This is a genomic window from Halomonas dongshanensis (assembly GCF_024790395.1).
Taxonomy (GTDB): Bacteria; Pseudomonadota; Gammaproteobacteria; order Pseudomonadales; family Halomonadaceae; genus Vreelandella; species Vreelandella dongshanensis.
In genome coordinates, this window is the sequence record NZ_JAJISC010000006.1 from 282,976 (window position 1) to 302,128 (window position 19,153).

Here is a 19,153-nt window from a genome sequence, read left to right on the forward strand (position 1 = left end):
TACTTAGCCCATGCCGTTCCCCGCAGGCGCGGGGATGAACCGTAGATAGGTAACGCTAGAGGCTGACATGGATGCCTTTCGCTTTAGGCGTCAAGGTTAGAAATTCGTCGAGTATTCAAACAGCGCCATCCTCTGATGCATATCGGCACTATTATCTGGATGGGCTAGTACATCACTCACCCTCAAAGCATCAAATTCCCCTCCCGCACATCCAGCTCCTCCAAACGCTGCTTTAATAACCCCGGAAAGCGGGCATACCACGTTTGGTTGAGCGGCGAGGGGTGGGGGAGTGGGTAGAGCGTGAAGGTTTGCTCCTTGCCTTGGTCGTCTTCCAGAGTGACGTCGATATGGCTTTCGAAGCGGTCGTCGCGCTTCCAGAATGCTTCAAGGCGGTCGCGCTCCTCTTTTGGGCGATCGATGCCGAACCATAGAAAGGCTTCGCGTCCGAGAGTAATCAGTGTGCGGCCCTCCCAGTGTGAGATCAGGACCTCGTTCATCAGCCCATGAAAGCGGCGTTTGACCTTCATTGACCACGCCTTGTTGCCTATGGGCTTATAGGGCACGGTGTTGATCCAGAAAAAGTGCTCGCCTACCGCTTTCGATGCTTCGAAGTCTGGCATCTCTTCGCCGTAAAGGTGTTGGTAGAGCGCTTTGCGTACCAATTGGCCGCCTGCACCGATGAAAGGCTCGCCCCAGCGTACTTCGTCGCGGCCTGGGTCGCGGCCAAAAAAGCCAACGCGCACGTTGCGGCGCCCAAGCCCGATGATGGGGGTAAGCGGGTCGCGCTCGAAGCGTGCGTAGATCTCGACATCGATGCCGTCGGTTTCGGCGGCAAGCTCTCTGAAGCGTGTGGCTTGCGTTGGCGTCAGTGCCATCGTCTTGCTCCTTCGTCCATGAATATCGCTACCTGTTAGGCGAACCACTCCTGTGCCGAGCGCCATAGGCACATGCCCGCAAAATAGGCCGTGGTAAGGCCCCAGCCCCACAGCGCCCAGGTAGCATGCGCTGATGTTGAGAGTAGCAGTGCGGTAACGCAGACGCACCACAGCAAGGTGACGGCGATATTGAGCGGCATGAAGCGGCGCACGCGAAACGGATGGAGAAACTTCATCTTGGTAACGGTGAGCAGGGCCAGAACGACGATAGACGCGGCGGTGACCCAGGGGGAGAGATCGAGCAGATAGAAGTAAGCGGCGGCAATGTTCCAGGCGGCGGGAAAGCCGACGAAGTAGTTATCTTGGCTTTTCATGTCGACATTACAAAAGCAGAACATCGACGAGAGCAGAATGACGAAGACCGCAGGCAGGGCTAGGTAAGGCGGCAGTGGAACGAAGAAGTAGATGAACAGGGCGGGAATGAAGGCCCAGGTTAGGTAGTCGATGACCATGTCCAGGGTCGATCCATCGAAGTGAGGCAGGACGGTCTTGACCTCGTACTTGCGCGCCAGGGTGCCGTCGAAGCCGTCCACCATCATTGCTGCACCGAGCCACAGTAGGCAGGCCACTGGGTTGGTATCGATCAGCGCGAGCAGTGCCATGGTACCGAGCAGCACGCCGCTGGCGGTCAGGGCGTGCACGCTCCAGGCCTTGTATTTCAGGTGGCGCGCAGGCGCGGGCGAAGAGAGAGATTGAGACACATAGCCCCCTGTGGGAACGCCGTGTCCCCGTTCGTGTAGTGAGAATGAAACGCTAACGCCACCCTACTACAAGCGGGTTTTGTAAGTATACGAAGAGCGTTGGGCGTGTATGTAGTAGCTCAGCCTATAAAGCACAAAGCCCGACGCGGTAGAATGTAAGTGATGCGTGCGCGGTGTCGGGTGCTGGTTATACTGAACACTACCCGCTCGATGCTGCCTCAACCGATGACTTGCAAGGAGCCGATATGCCGTTACTCGATAGCTTTACCGTGGATCACACCATCATGAACGCCCCAGCGGTTCGCGTCGCCAAGACGATGAACTCGCCCTCTGGCGATATCATCACCGTGTTCGATCTGCGCTTCAACAAGCCCAACGTCGACATGATGGGGGAAAAGGGCATTCATACCCTTGAGCACCTGTTTGCCGGATTCATGCGTAATCATCTCAACGGCAACGGTGTCGAGATCATCGATATCTCGCCGATGGGCTGCCGTACCGGTTTTTACATGAGCCTTTTGGGCGCCCCTTCTGAAGAGCGAGTGAGCGACGCCTGGCTTGCCTCGATGCACGACGTGCTCAAACTCAACCGCATGGATGAGATTCCCGAGCTCAACGAATACCAGTGCGGCACCTTCGTTATGCACTCGCTCGATGACGCCAAGAGCATTGCCCAAAACATCATCGACCAGGGCATCGGCGTGAACAAAAATGCCGACATCGCCCTAAGCTCGGAGCGTCTAGCTGAGCTTGGTAACGATGTGAAGTCGTAGCGCCATAGCGTGAAAATGCTTGGCCAAGCGCCTCATCCTCGCTGCGAGGGTGAGGCGTTTTTCTGTTTGAGGTCGCGATAAAAATTTTCGTGTGAGCCCAGTGCCATCAGTTCGAGCACGAAAGCCCCATCGTCAACGCTATAGCCCAGTAGCGTGAGCTGTTTATTCATCTTGAATTTATACACTCGCAAAAAGGCGAGATATCCCTTCTTCTTCTCGCCCAAGTAGGGTTCTGCCATCAGCTCTCGCACCGCTTTATCCAGATCTTTTTTTTGGTTTGGCTTGAGCTTTTTTACTGCTTTTTTGAACGTTGGCGTTTGTAAGACGCGCAGTGTTTCAGTCAAAGTCGTACGCCTCTAGCTTCCCTGCGTCTCGCTCTGCCTGCGCAATAATGGCCTGCCGCACGAACTCGTAGGGCAGATCGGGGTTGTCTTCCATCATCTCGCCAATTCTTGCCCAGTGCTCGATCTGTTTGGGCGGAGTACGGTTTAGTGCTTTGGCAATGATGGTGGCTTTCTCGACGAGGGCTTGATCAAGGCGAACGCTGTGTGTAGCCATTGCTATCTCCTACCAATCAATTTTTATAAAGTGTAGTAAGTTGCCACAAAGGATGCAAAGCGCAACGATGCTCGCATGCGAGGCATCCCATCCGCTTTAGCGTGCCAGCCATGCCTGCGCCAGCCAGCCGCCCGCGCGCGCTATTTCTGCCTCGGTAGCACCTGCGTAGCCCAGCACTAAGCCCGGGCGTGGGGCCGAGCCCAAGTAATAGCGCGAAAGTGGAGAGAGCGTGATACCTACGTTGGCGGCTTCATCAATGAGTGTCGCTTCCAGTTGCAGGCTTTCTAGCTCGGCGACAAGGTGCATGGTGCATGCCCGCGTGGCCTGATGAGAGCCTGAGGCCAGCCTCGACGGCGGGAGCCAGTGCGAGACGCAGGCAGGCTTGACGTTGGCGATAGTGCGTACGCATTCGTGCAATGTGACGTGAAAAATCCCCTTTGGTGATGAACTCGGCCACTGCGGCTTGCAAGGGGTAGTGGCCTTCGCGATGCAGCCTTGCGTGCGCCAACCGAAACGTATCCGCCATGGCGGTGGGCAGCACGAGATAGCCCAGGCGAAGGCCAGGGTAGAGTACTTTGCTGAAGGTACCCACATAGATCACCCGGCCATCGGTCGAGAGGCCTTGGAGCGATGGGGCGGGAGGGATGTCGTAGCGGAACTCGCTATCGTAGTCGTCTTCGATTAGCCAGGCGTTCTGCGTGCTAGCCTGTTCCAGCAAGGCAAGACGACGAGGCAGTGGCATCGTTACCCCGCTTGGATACTGGTGCGAGGGCGTTACGTAGATCAGCGCGGGTGAGGGAGCGTCAGCAGGTCGTAGCGCTGGATTCATGCCCTCGGCGTCTACCGGTACGGGAACCACGTTGAGGTTCGCTGCCATAAAGCTCGTTTGGGCGCCGCCGTAGCCGGGTTCTTCCATCCAAACGCTATCGCCGCTATCGGTCAGTAAGTGAGCGATAAGTTCGAACGCTTGCTGCGCACCCTGGGTGATCACGATCTGTTCAGGACGACAGCGTACCGTGCGGGAAAGCGTCAGGTAGTCGCACAGCGCGCGCTTGAGCGCGGGCAGTCCACCTTGGGTTTGGTAGGTGAGCCAATCTTGATCGGCCTGGCGATAGTGGCGGCGCAGAAGCCTCTGCCACTGGTCATGGGGAAACAGATCGAGCCCCGGTACGCCAGGGGCGAAGGCCTGGTGGTGCGGGCTCAAGGTGCCGCAGCGATCCAGTAGCGCCAAGCCCCGATTCGAGTAGCGAGATGGCGTAGGTGTAATAGGCGTACTAGGAGCAGAAAACGTCGGTAGCTCAGCGATGAAAAGTCCGGCACCGGGTCTAGCGATGACGAGGCCTTCGGCGATCAAGCGCTCCGTTGCATTCAGTACCGTATTACGCCCCAGTGCCAGCCCGCTGGCGAGGCGTCGAGAGGCGGGCAGTCGGCTACCGGCAACGAGCTCACCGCGCTGAATCCAGTCGTACAGTAGCCTGTAGAGCTGCTGGCCGAGGGGCAGCGAAGCGTGGCGCGAAAGCCGCAGCGCCAACGCGTCGATTAGCCAATCGGTTGGTACTGCATGGCTAGGCACTGGTTCCCTCTTTATTGGCAAAATTGGCTCTTATGTCGGGGCCACTATAGCGCGAGACTTGAGCGTCCAACAGCCATCTTCAACAGCCATGTTCCAAGGAGAGCGACGATGAACGTGAGAGCCGCCACGCTGCAAGATCTAGACCCTTTGACCCGCCTGCTGGACGCCTACCGCCAGTTCTACCGCCAACCAAGTGATCTGGAAGCGGCGCGGTATTTTCTAGAGCAGCGCTTCGGGCTAGGGGATTCGTTCATTCTGGTCGCTGAAAACGCGGCAGGGGAGATGGCGGGCTTCGTACAGCTTTTCCCAGGGCTTTCCACCGTAGGACTCAATACGCGCTGGACATTGAACGATCTTTTCGTTGCCACCGAAGCGCGTGGTCAAGGCGCTGGTCGCGCGCTAATGAAGGCAGCCGTGACGCTCGCTCAAGAGCATGGCGTGGCGCGTCTTGTGCTTATGACCCAGGTCGACAATGCGCTTGCCCAGGGCCTTTATGCGTCTCTCGGCTGGCAGCGCAACCGCGAATTCTATAGTTATCAGCTAACACCCTAAGGAGATCACATGAGTACATCATCCAGCGTGCTGGCATTCCCCCCTGCCGCGCCAGAGGCCATGGCCCAGGCGATGTTCGATAAGCTGAGTTATCACACTGATGCTTGGGATCTGGCGCAGGACCTAGCCAATGGCATCGATGGCATCACCGTGATCGATACGCGCAGTGCCGATCACTACAGCGCTGGGCACATTCCAGGCGCGCTGAGCTTGCCGCATCGAGAGATGACGCCAGAGCGGCTCGAAACCCTCGACCCCGCGCAGGTCTACGTTACCTACTGTGATGGTATCGGTTGCAACGGCTCAACCAAAGGCGCGTGGAAGCTGGCGAGTGCTGGCTTCAAAGTGAAAGAGCTGCTGGGCGGACTGGATTTCTGGCGCCGCGATGGCCATCCCGTACATTCAGGGGAGGCGCGCGGAGCCATGACAAGCGCCGCACCGGGGTGCGGTTGCTGATCACTGTGGCGCGGGATTAGGCCCGGCATGCCGGGCCACTTGCGGATTACGCTTCGCTTAGCTTGCGCGCGCGGTGCAGGTTTTCCATGGTGTTGAGGCAGGCGCTCGCGGCTTCGCGGCCCTTGGTGACGAAGTGCTCGAAGTAGAAGCCGTGATGCGTGGCGTGCTCATGGAAGTGGTGCGGCGTCAGCACCACCGACAAGATCGGCACGCCGGTGTCGAGCTGGACGCGCATCATGCCATCGATGACCGCATGGGCGACGAAGTCGTGGCGATAGATGCCGCCATCCACCACGAAACCAGCGCCGACGATGGCGCCATAGCGGCCACTCTCGGCCAGCACCTTGGCCTGCAGCGGAATCTCATAGGCACCGGAAACGGTGAATACATCCACCTGGTCGGTGTTCAAGCCGTGCTTGGCGATCTCTTCAACGAAGGCGGTGTAGGCCTGGCCGACGATGTCATTGTGCCAATGGCCCTGAATGAAAGCGATGCGCTGGGAAGTGGTGTGCGAGGAAAGCGTAAGCGGAAAAGTCTGATTCATGGTCGTGTCTCTTTTAATACGGGCTACCAGAATCAGGGCATGCGGCAGCCATCAAGCGCCCAGGCGAAAGCCTGCGTGCTTGGCTGCCGTTCTCTTTCATCCGGACTATCACCGTCGGCTTCGGAGTCGCACCGAATCTGCTGACCTCCAGAACCCTGGAGCGCTCGCGGGCTTGGGCACTGTTGCGCCATCACCGCCGGTGGGGACTTTCACCCCGCCCTGAGAACGTGCCCGCCACTTGGGCGGGCGACGAAAGTGTACCGCTAATGAGGTGGCGCGTCAGCCAATCCAGGGGGGAGTGATCACATTGGACGGTTGGCGTTGCATGATAATCTCGCCGTGTCGCACCGACAGCTGCACTTCGCCCTGGCGGCGCAGTACGCTGTAGTCGTCTTCGCCATCGAGCAGATTGAAGCTTGCAGGTTTGCCCACTTCGATACCGTAGCGCTCTTCGATGTTGAGGGTGCGGGCGCTGTTATCGGTCACTAGGCTAAGTGCTTTGCTGAAATCTTTGTACCCCATCATCTGGCAGATATGCAGGCCGAAATCCAGCGTTCTCAAGAGCTTGCCGTTACCCAGCGAATACCAGGGGTCGAAGATCGAATCTTCGGCAAAGCAGACATTGATACCCGCAGCATTAAGTTCCTTCACCCGGGTGACGCCGCGGCGCTTGGGATAGGTATCGAAGCGCCCCTGCAGGTGGATACTTTCGGTCGGGCAGGAGATGAAGTTGATGCCTGAGCGCTTGAGCAGTAAGAACAGTTTGGAACAGTAGGCGTTGTCGTAGGAGTGCATCGCCACGGTGTGGCTGGCGGTGACGCGCGGTCCCAGATCATTGAACAACGCTTCTGCAGCCAGTACTTCGAGAAAGCGTGAGTTGGGGTCGTCGATCTCATCGCAGTGTACGTCGACTAAGCGGTCGTACTTGATGGCAAGCTCGATCACTCGTTTCATCGAGGCCACGCCCAACTCCCGGGTGTACTCGAAGTGGGGAATGCCGCCTACCACGTCGGCGCCGATCTCGAGCGCCTCCTCCATCAGCCTGTCGCCATTGGGATAGGAGAGTAGGCCATCTTGAGGAAAAGCCACGACCTGAATATCGATCTTATCCTTGAGCTCGTCACGTAGCGCGCACAGGGTTTTCAAGCCAACGAGGCTCGGGTCACTGGTATCGGCGTGGGTACGCACGAACTGCACGCCGTTGTTGACCAGCAGGTTGAGTGTTTTGTACACGCGCGTGCGAATGTCCGTTTCGGAGAGCATCGGCTTGCGCTCGCCCCAGCGCTCGATCCCCTCGAATAGGGTACCGCTCTCGTTCCAGGCAGGCTCACCTGCGGTCAGCGCTGCATCTAGGTGGATGTGCGGTTCGATAAAGGGAGCACAGACGAGTTTGCCTTGGGCATCAATGCTGCCCTCGGGAGCGGGGAGACGCTGGTCTTGGGCGGTGATGGCACTAAAACGTCCTAACTCGACGTGTAGCTGGTACAGTTCGGGACGTTGGCGTAGGCGGGCATTGACGATATGCATAAATCAGAAGCTCTTTCACGTGACGAAAGGCGTCCAGAAGACGCCGGATCGGCCCCAAGGCCGGTTCATAAAGGATAGGAAGCCCGAGTGGGGGTCGGATAAAAGCGCAGTAGGACACCATAGCTCGCTGCCGCAACGAGCACGCCGGTAACAGAGGGCAGTATGGGAGAAAAATAAGCCACGGCAGCGCCCAGCGCATAGGCACCCAAGCCACGCACATTAAAGTCAGGTAGGGGCGCGTCGGCCAGGGCGGGGTAGCGGCCTTTATGGCGCAGCCAAAAATCTGCCATGATCACCCCGCCCATGGGCGGAATGAAGGTGCCCAGCAAAACGAGAAATGGAATGAGGTAATTATACATACCGCCGATGGCAAGCACCGTGCCAATCGCAGCGCCACCCGCAGTCACCAGACGCCGCCGATCGGTGCGTAGCAAATTGCAACCCGCTACGGCGAAGTTGTAAATGGTGTTGTCCTGGGTTGTCCAGATATTGAGAAAGAGCATCAGTACAGCTAACGAGACGAATCCCTGTGCCAGCAGTACATCGACGATGTCAGCTTGCTGGTAGATCATGCTGCCAAGGGCCCCGGTAAGTACCATTAGGCCGTTACCTACGAAAAAAGCGGCCAGTGTAGCGATGACGGCAATGCGCGGGGTACGTGCAAAGCGACTCCAGTTGGTTGCCTGCGTACCGCCGCTGATAAAAGTGCCGATGATCAACGTGATGGCGGCGGTCACGTTCATTTGTTCGCTGGGCGCTATCTGATTCAACCCAGCAATGCCGCGAACATCGATCAGTCCGGTAAAGAGGCTAATGAGGATGAAGAGCATCATCGCTGGTACGGCAAAGCGCGAAAGCCAGTCCATGCCGCGATAGCCAATCATCGCAGTGATACAAAAGCCGAAGCCAAAAAGCACCATTAAGGGGAATGTTAGCCATTCAGGCACCGCTGTGGTGCGTACGAGTACTAATGCGATGGTGGCCGTGCCCCAGGCGTACCAGCCGATCTGAGTAAAGCCCAAAAGCACATCTGAGAGGCGGCTGCCTTTCTCGCCAAAACAGAAGCGCCCCATGAGCACCGCATTGAGTCCGCTCTTGCAAGCGATATAGGCCAAGGCGGCGGCATAGGCGCCCAGTAGGAGGTTCCCTGCCGCGATGATCCAGAGCAGTTGGCTCAAAGAGAACGCCTGCCCTAGCGATCCGCCGGCCCACATGGTAGCGGTGAAAAAGGTAAATCCCAGCAGTACGGCAGAAGTGGAGAGTAACCCTTTGCGCGCGTGCGCAGGCACTTCACTGAGCGGGTAATCGGAGGGGGCCATAGGAAACTCCTGGAGGGGGAAAATATCGATCCCCTCCAGAAGCAAGTTTTACGCCAATATCGCGTGCATCACGACAGACGCGCCATCAAAGCGCCTCGACCACCTCGTCTACCTGCATTTTCAGGCTCTGCAGGCCGCCGCCGGAGAGGTACCAGAGTGCCGGGGTCAGTACGGCTACGCGAACGTCTTCGGCGCCAGCGTCGGTCAACTCGTTTTCGAGCGCATCGGTGTCGAGCGGATCGTTACCGATGGCGGCGCTACGATCGACGACGAGCACGACGTCCGGGGCGATCTGGGCAATGGCGTCGGCAGACAGACGTATGAACGTGCGCTCGCCAAAGGTCTCGCTAGGCACGCCGTCGGGAATGTCGAGGGCGGGCAGCTGTAGCACGTCGTGGACGACCGCGTGGCGGTTGTAGGATAGGCTGCCGTCGTTGTGCGTGACGACCAAGACGCGCGGTGCGTCGCTTAGCGCTTCGCGCTGGGCATCGATATGGGCGTGCAGGGCCTTAAGCGCTTGCTCGGCCTGCTCTTCGGCATCCAGGCGGCTGGCGATATCGTGCACGGTGGCATCGAAGGCCTCGAGGTAGTCATCACCTTGAACGCCAGTGTTAACCGCCGTGGCGATCTCTTCGAATTCACCAGACCACTCGCCCTGACGGCCCGAGTAGAAGATCAGGCTGGGGGCGCTTTCAGCTAGGGCATCGAAGTCGGGCGAGCGTAGGCCGCCGATATCGGTATAGCGCTCGTCCTGATACCGAGAGAGGTAGTCGGGGAGGTTCTGATAAGGAACGCCAACGATCTGGTCGCTCAAACCGAGTTCGTCGAGGGTATCCAGCGTGCCTAGGTCGAAACTGGCAACTCGCTCTTCGGCTTGGGCAAAGGCGGTAGTAGAGAGAGCGACGGCGGCTACCAAGAGTTTGATTTTCATAATCCTTCCTTCCATGAGAAAAACTTTTATATAAGAGTTTTTCGCATGCTCTCAGAGAACGCAGTAAGTGTCTTTACTCGAATGCGAAACGGTTTGTTCCGAATTCTTCAATAAGCCTACCTTCCGGTAGGTCGTAATTTGCGTTATCCTGCGCCACCTTCAACGACCACTTTACTCGCTTAAGAAAGAGCGCAGGAGGATGTCATGCAGGCCCGTTCGCCTACTTATGACCGCATTTTAGAGGCCGCCAGCGCACATTTTGCCGAGCGCGGTTACGATGGCTCGTCATTGACCCATATCGCCTCGGCCGTTGGCATTCGCAAGCCCTCGCTTTATGCCCACTTCGCCAATAAAAATGCCCTCTATATGGAGGTATTCAAGCAGGCGCTACAGCAAGAGTGCGCCATGGTGGCGCGCTGCTTCGACGAGGAGGGCGGTGTTGCAACACCCGGTGCAGGTTATGCCGATAGCCTGATTGCACGTCATGCCAGCAACGAGCCGCTGCATTTTTTACTACGTACCAGCTATACACCGCCCGCTGAGCTTCGCGTCGCCATCGACGAAGGGCACGAGCGCTACCTGGACCTTCTCCACGATACCTTCTGCGCCAAGCTGCGTGCCTGCGTGCAGGCAGCCAACCTCGATGATGCGGCTATCTCGCAGTATGGCCAGGCTTACGTCGGCATCATCGATAGCCTCCAGGTCAAGCTGGTCTACACCGATCGCGAGCAAGCCGCCGCACGTTGGGCCGTCATGCAGCGACTGCTGGCCGATGCCCTCGAACACGCTACGTCCAAGGAGTAAATCTTATGTCGACGTCACTACCCCCTTCGCGTGGCCACATCGGACTCGCGCTTTTGATACTGCTAGCGCTGGTGACGGCGCTGGATGCCATGGCCATCGATATGTATTTGCCCGGCATGCCCGCTATGGCGGAGGCCTTCGATGTACCGCCGGGGCGCATTCAGCAGACGCTTTCGGTCTTTCTTGCTGGGCTTGCCATCGGCCAGGGCCTTTATGGCCCACTGCTGGATCGTTTCGGGCGGCGGCTACCGCTGCTCGTCGGGGTCGGCATTTTTGTGCTGGGTTCTATCTGGGCGGCGCTGGCGCAAAGCGTCGAAACGTTGATGGTGGCTCGTTTCGTGCAAGCGCTTGGTGCCGCAGCGGGGCTGGTAGCTCCCCGGGCCATCGTCGCCGACCTCTGCGACATGAAGGAGTCTGCCCGCATCTTCTCTTTGTTGATGCAGGTGATGATGATCGCGCCCGTCGTAGCACCTCTATTGGGTAGCTTCTTGCTCGGTCACGGCGATTGGCAGCTCATCTTCTGGGTTTTGGCCGCGCTGGGGATGATCGGGCTGGTATGGGGGATGCGCGCGGTACCCGATTCACTTGCCCCTGATGCGCGTACGGCACTAAGTGTCGGCGGTGTGATGCGCGCCTACGGTCGTCAACTTCGCCACGGTGTCTTCATGTGTTACGCCTTGGCAGGGGGGATGATCATGGGGTCCCTATTCACCTATATCAGCGCATCGGCGTTCGTCTTTACCGACCACTACGCGCTGACACCGACGCAGTTCAGCTATGTGTTTGCCGCCAACTCTATCGCCTTGGTTATCGGGGGCGGAATAAGTAATGCGCTGCTCAAACGAGGCGTTGCGACTCAAAACGCCATGCTGGTGGGAATGGCGCTGCATGCCGTGGCAGGAGGCTTGCTGTTTGCGCTGACGTTTTGGGCGGCACCTGGACTCGTGCTTTATGCGAGCGTGCTGGCCTTGGCCGTTGGGGCGATGGGGCTCATTTTCGGCAACGTGACGGCGCTGACCATGGCCTGCGCGGGGCGCCAAGCGGGTGTCGCGTCGGCGCTGATGGGTGTCATTCACTATCTGGTCGCAGCACTCATCGGCTACGGCGTAAGCCTGCTGCCTCAAGGCCCGGCCACGCTACCCATGGCGCTGGCGTTTTGCGGCGTGGCGTCTTTGATCTTCAGCGTGATCGCGGGAAGCCTTGGCAATCAGCAGCTAAAGTCCGTAAACGCCTAGGTGACGGGCCACTTCTGATCTTCGTTCGTACGCGATGACAACGTACTAGATAACGAACTACTAAAACGCCCCCGATGTGAAAGCATCGGGGGCGTTTTCGTCTTAACTATTGCGTGAATTGCGAATCTTCTTATCGGTTTCGTACTGGCTCAACGCGTAGACCGACCAGATCGCTGCGGGCACCCAACCGATCAGGGTGATCTGCAGAATCAGGCAGATGATCCCGGCGAACGGGCGACCAATGGTGAAGAACTGAAGCCACGGCAATAGCAGGGCAAGCAGTAAACGCATGTCACTCTCTCCTTGATTCGATGACGAGCGCCATTATGGCAGAACGACGCCGAAGTAGGACAGTGTGACGGGCCTCACCCCTGCCGAACAGCGGCCGTTATCATCCCCAGAAAGGCATCTACCACGCGGTTGGGGCGTCGGTCGCGGCGGGTGATCAAGACGAAGGGAATGCGGTAGTGGCGGCTGGCGGCGTGCAGCGCGCGCATGGTGCCGCGCTCGACCCAGCGCGAGGCGACGTGTTCGGGGAGATAGCCGATGTAGCGTCCGGTGAGGATGAGAAAGGCGGCGCCCTCGCGGTCTGAGGCCGAGGCGCGCAAGTTGAGCGCTTCGTGGGCCTGGCGCGCATCGCTAGGCAACGGGTAGCGCGGGGCAATGCTAGGGCAGGCGGCAATCTCGTCCCAAGCGAGCGTGCCATCGCCCCGCTCGAACAGCGAATGCCCCGTCGCGCAATATAGATAGGAGGGCTCATCGTAAAGCCAGTGAGTATCGAGGCTGGCGGGGAGGTTGACGGCGGGCACGACACCCACGTGTAGCTGACCATCGATCACCGCACGAATCACCGCATCCGACGGCTCCATGCGGATGTTGATGCTAACCTCGTGCTGGGGCGCAGCAAGCTTAGCCAGTGCGTCGGTGACGTGCATCGCGGGGAGCGTGACGAGGTTGTCGGTGATACCGATGTTGAACTCGCCCTTAAGCGTGCGGTGCAGGGCGTTGACGTCGCTACGAAAGGCTTCGAGCGAGGCAAGCAGGGTCAGTCCCGCCTGGTAGATCTCCTTACCCTCTTCGGTGAGGCTGAAGCCGCCGCGCCCGCGCTGACAGAGCGAGAAGCCAAGCCTACCTTCTAGGTCGTTCATGTGCTGACTGATCGCCGAGCGGCTAATGCCAAGCGTGGTTTCGGCAGCGGTGAATCCGCCACACTCCACGACCGTATTGAAAATACGGATCAACCGAATTTCGTAGTCGCTCATTTGGCCAAGGGATGGCATACCGAACTCGCAGAGGCTAGTGTAGAGTGCGCTTAACAATTAAGGCGTTAGAATGACCGAGGAGCTGTGATCACGCTGCGCCCCACGGCGTCGCTAGAACCTAGCCTCAAGGTATAAGACAACCTCCCTCAGGTCACGCAACGTCTTCACACCGTGGCACTTTCAAAAGACTGACTGAATGGGATAGTGCTGACTGTGGATGCCAATACCGAGAGCTCACCCTATGTGGCGCCCGCCGACGAGGCTGAGGGGCGGGCCGCTTTTCGGCGCCAGCGCCGTCAGGTCATTGGTATCTACCTTACGGCTTTGCTGCTGCTATTGATGCTGTTCGGTGGGCTTCTCCTTCAGCAGTACCGCGATGAAGTCGCAGCCGCCGAGGGGCGCAACGCCGCCAAGGCGAGTGTGGTGGTCGAGTGGGCCAAAAGCGTCTTTTCATTGAGCGGCCAAGCGCTCATGGGCGTGGCCGAACTGGTCGATGCTCAAGGCATGCCCAATGCCGAAAGCCAAGCGTCGATGAGCGCCGCCTTGCGCGAGCGTAACCGCTACATGGCGTTGGTCGACGAACTCGGCGTGCTCGACCGCGACGGTATCGTGGTGGCCAGTAGCGACCAGGCGCACTACGCCGGGAGCGATTTCGCCGATAGCGAACTCTTTACCCGTCTTCGCAGCGGCGAAGTAGAGGAGGCCGTGACGCCGCTCTACTGGTCGGAGAGCGGGCAGGCCTATTTTTTTGGTCACGGCCGTCGGCTGATCGACGCCAAGGGCCGGTTTCTAGGCGTGGCCATAGCGCGCGTCTCGCCACGCGTCTTTACCGAGACGGTGTTGAGCATGCAAATCGGCCAAGGAGAAAGCATTGCCCTCGTCGACCCCGCCATTCGTCTTATCGCGCGTAATCCACAGGTCGAAGAGTACGCCCCTGGCCAACGCTTGGTAGCCCCCATGACCCAGGCGGCCTTGGCCCAGGGAGAAAATCACTGGTCGCACATTTTTTGGTCGCCGCTCGATCAGCGCAAACGCCTGTTCTGGCTCGAAAGAGTCGATAGCTACCCGTTATGGGTGGTGGTCGGCGTGGATATGGCGGAAGTGTTGGCCGGTTGGCGTCAGCGGTTGAGTATTTTCGCTTGCCTTTGGTGTCTCATCGGCCTGCTTGGAGCCTGGGGCGTTCGGCACTATGTGCGCCGCCTTACCCTGGCCCAGCAGCTTGAAAAGCGACTACGTGAGCGCGAGCAGGCGCGGGCCGAGCTCAGCGTCATTGCCGCCGCCTTCCAGGCCAATCTGGGTATCCTGATCACCGACGCGCGCGGGCGTATTTTGCGTGCCAACGCCATGTTTACCCGGATTACCGGCTACTCGGAGGCTGAGATCGTCGGGCGTCATCCGCGCATGTTCAGCTCGGGGCAGCACGACGCGCTATTTTACCGGGAGCTATGGCGCAGCGTACGCGAGCAGGGCCACTGGGAGGGCGAAATATGGAACCGCCACAAGCACGGCGAGCTGCTGCCGCAATGGCTTGCCATCAGCGCCGTGCGCGATACCCAAGGCGTGCTTAGCCACTTCGTAGCCACGGTCATGGATATTAGCGAGCGTAAGGCGGCCGAAGAGGAGATTCATCAACTGGCGTTTTTCGACTCGGTCACGGGGCTAGCCAACCGGCGCCTGTTCATGGATCGCCTGAGTGCGGCCTTGAAGCAGGGGGCTCGTCACCAGCGCTTTGGGGCGCTGCTGTTCATCGATATCGACCACTTCAAGCAGGTCAACGACACCCTTGGCCATCACGCGGGGGATCGGCTGCTCGCTGGTGTGGCGGGAAGCCTTACTCGGCGGCTGCGTGAAAGCGATACGCTCGCGCGCCTGGGTGGTGACGAGTTCGCCGTGCTAATCGAGGCGCTCGACGACGACCCTGCGCGCGCTGCCGAGCTTGCCGAACGCATCGCCCACAAGCTCATGGCCGCCATTAGCGAGACGAGCGCGCTGTTCGATCAGTCGTTATCCATTAGTGCAAGCGTGGGCATCGCCCTACTGGATGACCCCTACGTGAGTGTCGATGAGTACCTGCAGCGTGCCGATATGGCAGTCTTTCAGGCCAAGGCGCAAGGCCGTGATCGGTTCTGTTTCTTCGACCCCGAAATGCAGGAGGCCCTGCTGGCCTCGATTCGCTTGGAGCGCGATATGCGCCAAGCAGCCACGCTCGATCAGTGGCAGCTTTACTATCAGCCGCAGGTCGACGAGCAGGGAGTGATTACTGGCGCCGAAGCGCTGTTACGCTGGGCGCATCCCGAGCGTGGCGTGGTATCGCCTGCCGAGTTCATCCCCCTTCTTGAGAGCACGCAACTGATCAACGACGTCGGCGCCTGGGCGCTAGAGCGGGCCTGCGAACAGCTCGTGGTATGGGCCTCGCAGCCGCAGTTTGCTGCGCTGACGGTCTCGGTCAATATCAGCCCCATGCAGTTTCGTGAGCGCCACTTCGTGGCTCGCTTGGAAGAGATATTTACGCGTACTCAGGTGCCGCTTTCCCGGCTCAAACTCGAGATCACCGAAACCCTCTTGGTCGATGCGCCCGAACAGGCGCGCGCCACCATGTCACTCTTGCAGGCTCTTGGCGTGCGCTTTTCGCTAGACGATTTCGGGACAGGGTACTCGTCGCTGGCTTATCTTGCTCAGTTGCCGCTGGATCAGCTCAAGATCGATCAGACCTTCGTCAAGCAGTTGCCCGATAGCCGTGCCAACGCTGCCATCGTCGAAAGTATCATCGTGCTGGCGCAAAGTTTGGAGCTCGAAGTGATCGCCGAAGGGGTCGAAAACGTCGAACAGCGCGCGTGGCTTCTTGCCCACGGCTGCCGCCTCTATCAGGGCTACTACTTTGCCCGGCCGATGGCGCTCGAGGCCTTCGAAGCACGCATTATGAGGCGCGCACTCTAGCCGCCTGTCATGTTCATGAAGCGTACTACCTGGACATCGCCGTCGGTGGTGAAGTGGTGGCGCTCGGGTTTGAGCGGCATCGCCGCGATGATGGCCGCCTTCAGCGCCTCGATATCACCGGGATACCGGCGCAGTACGGCGCGTAGATCCACCGAGTGCTCGTTCCCTAAGCAGAGCAGAAGTCGCCCCTCGACGGTCACGCGCACGCGGTTGCAGCTGGCGCAAAAATTGTGGCTGTGGGGCGAGATAAAACCGATACGCGAGGTGCTATCGACCATGCGAAAGTAGCGCGACGGTCCTGGTGTGGTTTCGGCGCTGGGAATCAGCGGATGGCGCGCTTCGATCAGCGCCTGGACGGTGTCGCTGGAACAGAAGGTCTCGGCGCGGGAGTGATCGGAAACGTCGCCCAGCGGCATCTCCTCGATGAAGCTGATGTCCACGCCTTCGCGGCGGGCGAACTCGACCAGGTCGAGCACTTCGTCGTCGTTGCGCCCTTTAAGGATGACGGCGTTGAGCTTGATGCGCCGAAAGCCCGCCTCTTGCGCAGCGCGGATGCCATCGATCACCTTCTCAAGGTTGCCCGTGCGGGTCAGGGCACGAAAGCGTTCGGGGTCGAGCGAGTCGAGGCTGACGTTGAGGCGCCTGAGTCCGCCTTGATACAGCGCATCGGCATGCTTTCGAAGCCCTGCACCGTTGGTGGTCATGGTGAAATCATTGAGCCCCGGCAGCTCGCCGATGCGCTCGACCAGCTCGTTGATACCGCGGCGCACCAGCGGCTCGCCGCCGGTCAGGCGAATCTTTTCCACGCCGAGCTGAGTGAACGCCTCGGCCACGAGCGCAAGCTCCTCGATCGATAGCACCTGCGCGCGGGGGAGAAAGGTCATCTCCTCGCTCATGCAGTAGACGCAGCGAAAATCGCAGCGATCGGTCACCGAAAGGCGCACGTAGCGCACCCGGCGGCCGAAATCATCGATCAGTTGTTCGCTCATAAGCCCTCTATCAGCGGTTGAATGTCGACGACCTCGCCGGGGCGTACGGTATCGCGCGCCTCGGCGATCTCGATCAGACAGTTGGCGGCGAGCATCGAGGTCAGCACCCCCGACCCTTGTGCGCCCGTGCTGCGCACACGCAAACGGCCGTCGGGACCAGTGTAGTAGACGCCGCGCAGAAAATCGGTGCGCTCAACGCGGCTCGTTAGCGCCTCGTCGGACACCGCTAAAAGCCGCTTAGGCGACGTGTCGGACTGGCCTTGAAAGCGTGCCAGTAGCGGCGCGACGAATTGGGTAAAGGTTACCATGACCGCCACGGGGTTGCCGGGCAGGCCCACGAAGGGCGTGCATGCCTTCCCAAGCCAGCCGCAAGCCAGTGGGCGCCCAGGGCGCAGCGCCACGCGCCAAAAAGCAAGACGGCCAAGGTCACTCAAAGCTTGGCGGGTAACATCGGCCTGGCCCATCGAAACACCGCCGCTGGTAAGAACCAGATCGCTCTGCATGGCCTGCTCGAGCGCCTGAGTAATGACCTCGCGGTCGTCGGGAAGAATACCTAAATCCAGCACCTCGGCCCCCGCTTGCTGTAGCAGGCCCCGCAGCGTGAAGCGGTTAGCGTCATAGACACCGCCTGCGAGCAAGGGTTCGCCGGGAGCGGTGACCTCGTCGCCGGTGGAAAAGAGCGCAACGGTCGGGCGCCGGTAAACGTAGACGTCGGTCTGGCCTAGCGCTGCGGCGAGCCCCAACGCGGCGGCGCCAAGACGCGTCCCTGCGGCAAGAGGTATCGAGCCGCGCGCCATGTCTTCACCTGCCTGGCGTACGTGCTGGCCGCTGCGTACGCGTTCGGGATGCGTGACCTCGACGCTTGCGCCGTCAAAGCCTTGTGTGAGCTGCTCGCGCATGATCACCGTGTCGGTGCCTTTTGGCAGCGCAGCACCGGTGGTGATACGCACGCAGCTACCGGCAGGAACGTGCTCGGCAAAGACGTGGCCCGCCAGCGCCGTTCCCACTACTGGCCAGTGGGTTTGCCGAGCATCGCGCCAAGCCAGGGCAATGCCATCCATGGCGGCGTTGGTGTGGGCGGGCACGTCGATGTCGGCCACTATGGGGGCTGCCAAGTAGCGCCCGTAGGCGTTCGAGAGCGGCACGCGCTCATGCCCGAGCGGTGTGGGGACAAGGGTTAAAAGCGCTTCGCGAGCCGCCTCGACGCTTAGCATCTGCTCGCCGAGATCGAAGCAGGAGAGCGTCATGGCAGCACTCCTTGCGCCCCGTTGAGCAAGCGCAGCTCCCACTGGTGCTTCTCTTCTTCGGTGTTGAGGTTGGCAAAGGCGTCCACGCAGTCCGCCATATCGATCTGCGCAGCGCCATGGCGTGCGTACCAGCGCGAAAGCTTGCGCTCTCCTGCCGCCAGCGCCGCGCCAAGATCGTCCTTTAGCGCCGTACGTACCAGCGCGACAGCGGGGTGCTCGCGTTCGCCATCGAAGGCTACGGCGATAGCGTGATCCCCAAGCCCCGCGACCATACGCGCCACCAGATCCTGCGGCAGCAAAGGGGTGTCGCAGGGGGCAATCAATAGCCACGGCGTGCGCGCGGCGCCAAGAGCGCTATAAAGCCCCATCAGCGGGCCTTCGAAACCGGGGTGGGCGTCCTCGATCACGCGCCAGCCAAACAGCGCGTAGGCGTCGATATTACGATTGGCGCTGATCAGCACTTCTGCTACCTGGCCGTCGAGGCGCATCGCCGTATGGGCAAAGAGCGGCTTTCCAGCGAAGGGTTCGAGCCCCTTGTCGCGCCCGCCCATGCGCCTGCCTGCGCCTCCGGCGAGAATCACGCCGGTAAGATCGGCGGTAGCGAGCATAGGCAGGTCTCCGTAAACGGCAAAAAGAGAGGCGATAGACGCGTCGAGGATACCGCGTCGATGCCTTGGACGCGCTACCTCAGGGTTCGAGCCCCTTGTCGCGCCCGCCCATGCGCCTGCCTGCGCCTCCGGCGAGAATCACGCCGGTAAGATCGGCGGTAGCGAGCATAGGCAGGTCTCCGTAAACGGCAAAAAGAGAGGC

19 protein-coding genes, 1 pseudogene and 1 riboswitch are annotated in these 19,153 nt (G+C 59.8%); of the genes and pseudogenes, 6 read left to right on the forward strand and 14 right to left on the reverse strand.

Annotated features, from left to right (window positions below; all coding sequences use genetic code 11):
* Positions 1-182: 182 nt before the first annotated feature.
* Positions 183-875, reverse strand: coding sequence for a uracil-DNA glycosylase family protein (locus LLY24_RS14335; protein WP_259036976.1), 693 nt, complete (start codon positions 873-875; stop codon positions 183-185).
* 35 nt (positions 876-910) lie between these two features.
* Positions 911-1,636: a phosphatidylcholine synthase gene (pcsA, locus tag LLY24_RS14340; protein WP_345799654.1), complete on the reverse strand. Its 726-nt coding sequence runs from the start codon at positions 1,634-1,636 to the stop codon at positions 911-913.
* Positions 1,637-1,881: 245 nt separating this feature from the next.
* On the opposite strand from pcsA, the gene luxS reads away from it, so the two are divergent.
* Complete coding sequence (luxS, locus tag LLY24_RS14345; RefSeq protein ID WP_259036977.1) at positions 1,882-2,409, forward strand: S-ribosylhomocysteine lyase; 528 nt, start codon at positions 1,882-1,884, stop codon at positions 2,407-2,409.
* 32 nt (positions 2,410-2,441) lie between these two features.
* Here luxS and LLY24_RS14350 read toward each other — a convergent pair whose 3' ends face one another.
* The 3 genes and pseudogenes from LLY24_RS14350 to pdxR form a co-directional block, all read right to left on the reverse strand.
* Complete coding sequence (locus LLY24_RS14350) at positions 2,442-2,753, reverse strand: type II toxin-antitoxin system RelE/ParE family toxin (protein ID WP_259036978.1); 312 nt, start codon at positions 2,751-2,753, stop codon at positions 2,442-2,444.
* On the reverse strand, positions 2,746-2,967 hold the full coding sequence (locus tag LLY24_RS14355) for a ParD-like family protein (RefSeq protein WP_259036979.1): 222 nt from the start codon (positions 2,965-2,967) through the stop codon (positions 2,746-2,748). The genes LLY24_RS14350 and LLY24_RS14355 overlap by 8 nt, the downstream gene beginning before the upstream one ends.
* 96 nt (positions 2,968-3,063) lie before the next feature.
* Positions 3,064-4,540 (reverse strand): annotated as a pseudogene (pdxR, locus tag LLY24_RS14360) (MocR-like pyridoxine biosynthesis transcription factor PdxR).
* 108 nt (positions 4,541-4,648) lie between these two features.
* Between pdxR and LLY24_RS14365 the strand changes: the two are divergent.
* Positions 4,649-5,092, forward strand: coding sequence for a GNAT family N-acetyltransferase (locus tag LLY24_RS14365; RefSeq protein WP_259036980.1), 444 nt, complete (start codon positions 4,649-4,651; stop codon positions 5,090-5,092).
* 9 nt (positions 5,093-5,101) lie between these two features.
* Positions 5,102-5,548 carry a rhodanese-like domain-containing protein gene (locus tag LLY24_RS14370; RefSeq protein WP_259036981.1) on the forward strand — a complete coding sequence of 149 codons (447 nt, stop codon included), beginning with the start codon at positions 5,102-5,104 and terminating at the stop codon, positions 5,546-5,548.
* A gap of 46 nt (positions 5,549-5,594) precedes the next feature.
* Here LLY24_RS14370 and LLY24_RS14375 read toward each other — a convergent pair whose 3' ends face one another.
* The 4 genes from LLY24_RS14375 to LLY24_RS14390 all read right to left on the reverse strand — a co-directional run bounded on the left by LLY24_RS14375 (position 5,595) and on the right by LLY24_RS14390 (position 9,869).
* The gene (locus LLY24_RS14375) at positions 5,595-6,092 is read right to left on the reverse strand and encodes a 6,7-dimethyl-8-ribityllumazine synthase (RefSeq protein WP_259036982.1); all 498 of its coding nucleotides are present in this window, start codon (positions 6,090-6,092) and stop codon (positions 5,595-5,597) included.
* A gap of 84 nt (positions 6,093-6,176) precedes the next feature.
* Positions 6,177-6,323: riboswitch (FMN riboswitch) on the reverse strand.
* 48 nt (positions 6,324-6,371) lie between these two features.
* Complete coding sequence (codA, locus tag LLY24_RS14380) at positions 6,372-7,619, reverse strand: cytosine deaminase (protein ID WP_259036983.1); 1,248 nt, start codon at positions 7,617-7,619, stop codon at positions 6,372-6,374.
* A gap of 65 nt (positions 7,620-7,684) precedes the next feature.
* Positions 7,685-8,938 (reverse strand): cytosine permease, encoded by a 1,254-nt coding sequence (gene codB / locus LLY24_RS14385; protein WP_259036984.1) that lies wholly within the window; start codon positions 8,936-8,938, stop codon positions 7,685-7,687.
* Positions 8,939-9,023: 85 nt separating this feature from the next.
* Positions 9,024-9,869: an ABC transporter substrate-binding protein gene (locus LLY24_RS14390; protein WP_259036985.1), complete on the reverse strand. Its 846-nt coding sequence runs from the start codon at positions 9,867-9,869 to the stop codon at positions 9,024-9,026.
* Positions 9,870-10,073: 204 nt separating this feature from the next.
* On the opposite strand from LLY24_RS14390, the gene LLY24_RS14395 reads away from it, so the two are divergent.
* Both LLY24_RS14395 and LLY24_RS14400 read left to right on the forward strand, forming a co-directional pair.
* Complete coding sequence (locus LLY24_RS14395) at positions 10,074-10,673, forward strand: TetR/AcrR family transcriptional regulator (protein ID WP_259036986.1); 600 nt, start codon at positions 10,074-10,076, stop codon at positions 10,671-10,673.
* 5 nt (positions 10,674-10,678) lie between these two features.
* Positions 10,679-11,908 carry a multidrug effflux MFS transporter gene (locus tag LLY24_RS14400; protein WP_259036987.1) on the forward strand — a complete coding sequence of 410 codons (1,230 nt, stop codon included), beginning with the start codon at positions 10,679-10,681 and terminating at the stop codon, positions 11,906-11,908.
* Positions 11,909-12,010: 102 nt separating this feature from the next.
* Here the strand turns inward: LLY24_RS14400 and LLY24_RS14405 are convergent, their stop codons facing one another.
* Together LLY24_RS14405 and LLY24_RS14410 are read right to left on the reverse strand one after the other, a co-directional pair.
* Entirely contained in the window at positions 12,011-12,199 is a 189-nt protein-coding gene (locus LLY24_RS14405; protein WP_259036988.1) for a YqaE/Pmp3 family membrane protein, read from the reverse strand.
* 74 nt (positions 12,200-12,273) lie between these two features.
* Entirely contained in the window at positions 12,274-13,188 is a 915-nt protein-coding gene (locus LLY24_RS14410) for a LysR family transcriptional regulator (RefSeq protein WP_259036989.1), read from the reverse strand.
* A gap of 186 nt (positions 13,189-13,374) precedes the next feature.
* Here LLY24_RS14410 and LLY24_RS14415 point away from each other — a divergent pair, with 186 nt between their 5' ends.
* Entirely contained in the window at positions 13,375-16,107 is a 2,733-nt protein-coding gene (locus tag LLY24_RS14415) for a bifunctional diguanylate cyclase/phosphodiesterase (RefSeq protein ID WP_345799657.1), read from the forward strand.
* Here the strand turns inward: LLY24_RS14415 and moaA are convergent.
* Genes moaA through mobA form a run of 3 tightly spaced genes read right to left on the reverse strand, consistent with a single transcriptional unit; the run spans position 16,104 to position 18,951 of the window.
* A complete protein-coding gene (gene moaA / locus LLY24_RS14420; RefSeq protein ID WP_259036990.1) occupies positions 16,104-17,096 on the reverse strand; it encodes a GTP 3',8-cyclase MoaA in 993 nt (330 codons plus the stop codon). The two genes, LLY24_RS14415 and moaA, sit on opposite strands and share 4 nt — an antisense overlap.
* Complete coding sequence (gene moeA, locus LLY24_RS14425; protein ID WP_259036991.1) at positions 17,093-18,343, reverse strand: molybdopterin molybdotransferase MoeA; 1,251 nt, start codon at positions 18,341-18,343, stop codon at positions 17,093-17,095. Before moeA ends, moaA begins: the two co-directional genes overlap by 4 nt.
* Complete coding sequence (gene mobA / locus LLY24_RS14430) at positions 18,340-18,951, reverse strand: molybdenum cofactor guanylyltransferase MobA (protein ID WP_259036992.1); 612 nt, start codon at positions 18,949-18,951, stop codon at positions 18,340-18,342. The genes moeA and mobA overlap by 4 nt, the downstream gene beginning before the upstream one ends.
* Between the last annotated feature and the right edge of the window lie 202 nt (positions 18,952-19,153).

Coding starts and splice junctions, on each gene's coding strand:
- LLY24_RS14400 (WP_259036987.1), top strand. CDS start 10,679: ATGTCGACGTCACTACCCCCTTCGCGTGGCCACATCGGACTCGCGCTT.
- LLY24_RS14355 (WP_259036979.1), bottom strand. CDS start 2,967: ATGGCTACACACAGCGTTCGCCTTGATCAAGCCCTCGTCGAGAAAGCC.
- moaA (WP_259036990.1), bottom strand. CDS start 17,096: ATGAGCGAACAACTGATCGATGATTTCGGCCGCCGGGTGCGCTACGTG.
- luxS (WP_259036977.1), top strand. CDS start 1,882: ATGCCGTTACTCGATAGCTTTACCGTGGATCACACCATCATGAACGCC.
- codB (WP_259036984.1), bottom strand. CDS start 8,938: ATGGCCCCCTCCGATTACCCGCTCAGTGAAGTGCCTGCGCACGCGCGC.
- LLY24_RS14375 (WP_259036982.1), bottom strand. CDS start 6,092: ATGAATCAGACTTTTCCGCTTACGCTTTCCTCGCACACCACTTCCCAG.
- LLY24_RS14335 (WP_259036976.1), bottom strand. CDS start 875: ATGGCACTGACGCCAACGCAAGCCACACGCTTCAGAGAGCTTGCCGCC.
- LLY24_RS14410 (WP_259036989.1), bottom strand. CDS start 13,188: ATGCCATCCCTTGGCCAAATGAGCGACTACGAAATTCGGTTGATCCGT.
- LLY24_RS14370 (WP_259036981.1), top strand. CDS start 5,102: ATGAGTACATCATCCAGCGTGCTGGCATTCCCCCCTGCCGCGCCAGAG.
- mobA (WP_259036992.1), bottom strand. CDS start 18,951: ATGCTCGCTACCGCCGATCTTACCGGCGTGATTCTCGCCGGAGGCGCA.
- codA (WP_259036983.1), bottom strand. CDS start 7,619: ATGCATATCGTCAATGCCCGCCTACGCCAACGTCCCGAACTGTACCAG.
- LLY24_RS14395 (WP_259036986.1), top strand. CDS start 10,074: ATGCAGGCCCGTTCGCCTACTTATGACCGCATTTTAGAGGCCGCCAGC.
- LLY24_RS14405 (WP_259036988.1), bottom strand. CDS start 12,199: ATGCGTTTACTGCTTGCCCTGCTATTGCCGTGGCTTCAGTTCTTCACC.
- LLY24_RS14390 (WP_259036985.1), bottom strand. CDS start 9,869: ATGAAAATCAAACTCTTGGTAGCCGCCGTCGCTCTCTCTACTACCGCC.
- LLY24_RS14365 (WP_259036980.1), top strand. CDS start 4,649: ATGAACGTGAGAGCCGCCACGCTGCAAGATCTAGACCCTTTGACCCGC.
- moeA (WP_259036991.1), bottom strand. CDS start 18,343: ATGACGCTCTCCTGCTTCGATCTCGGCGAGCAGATGCTAAGCGTCGAG.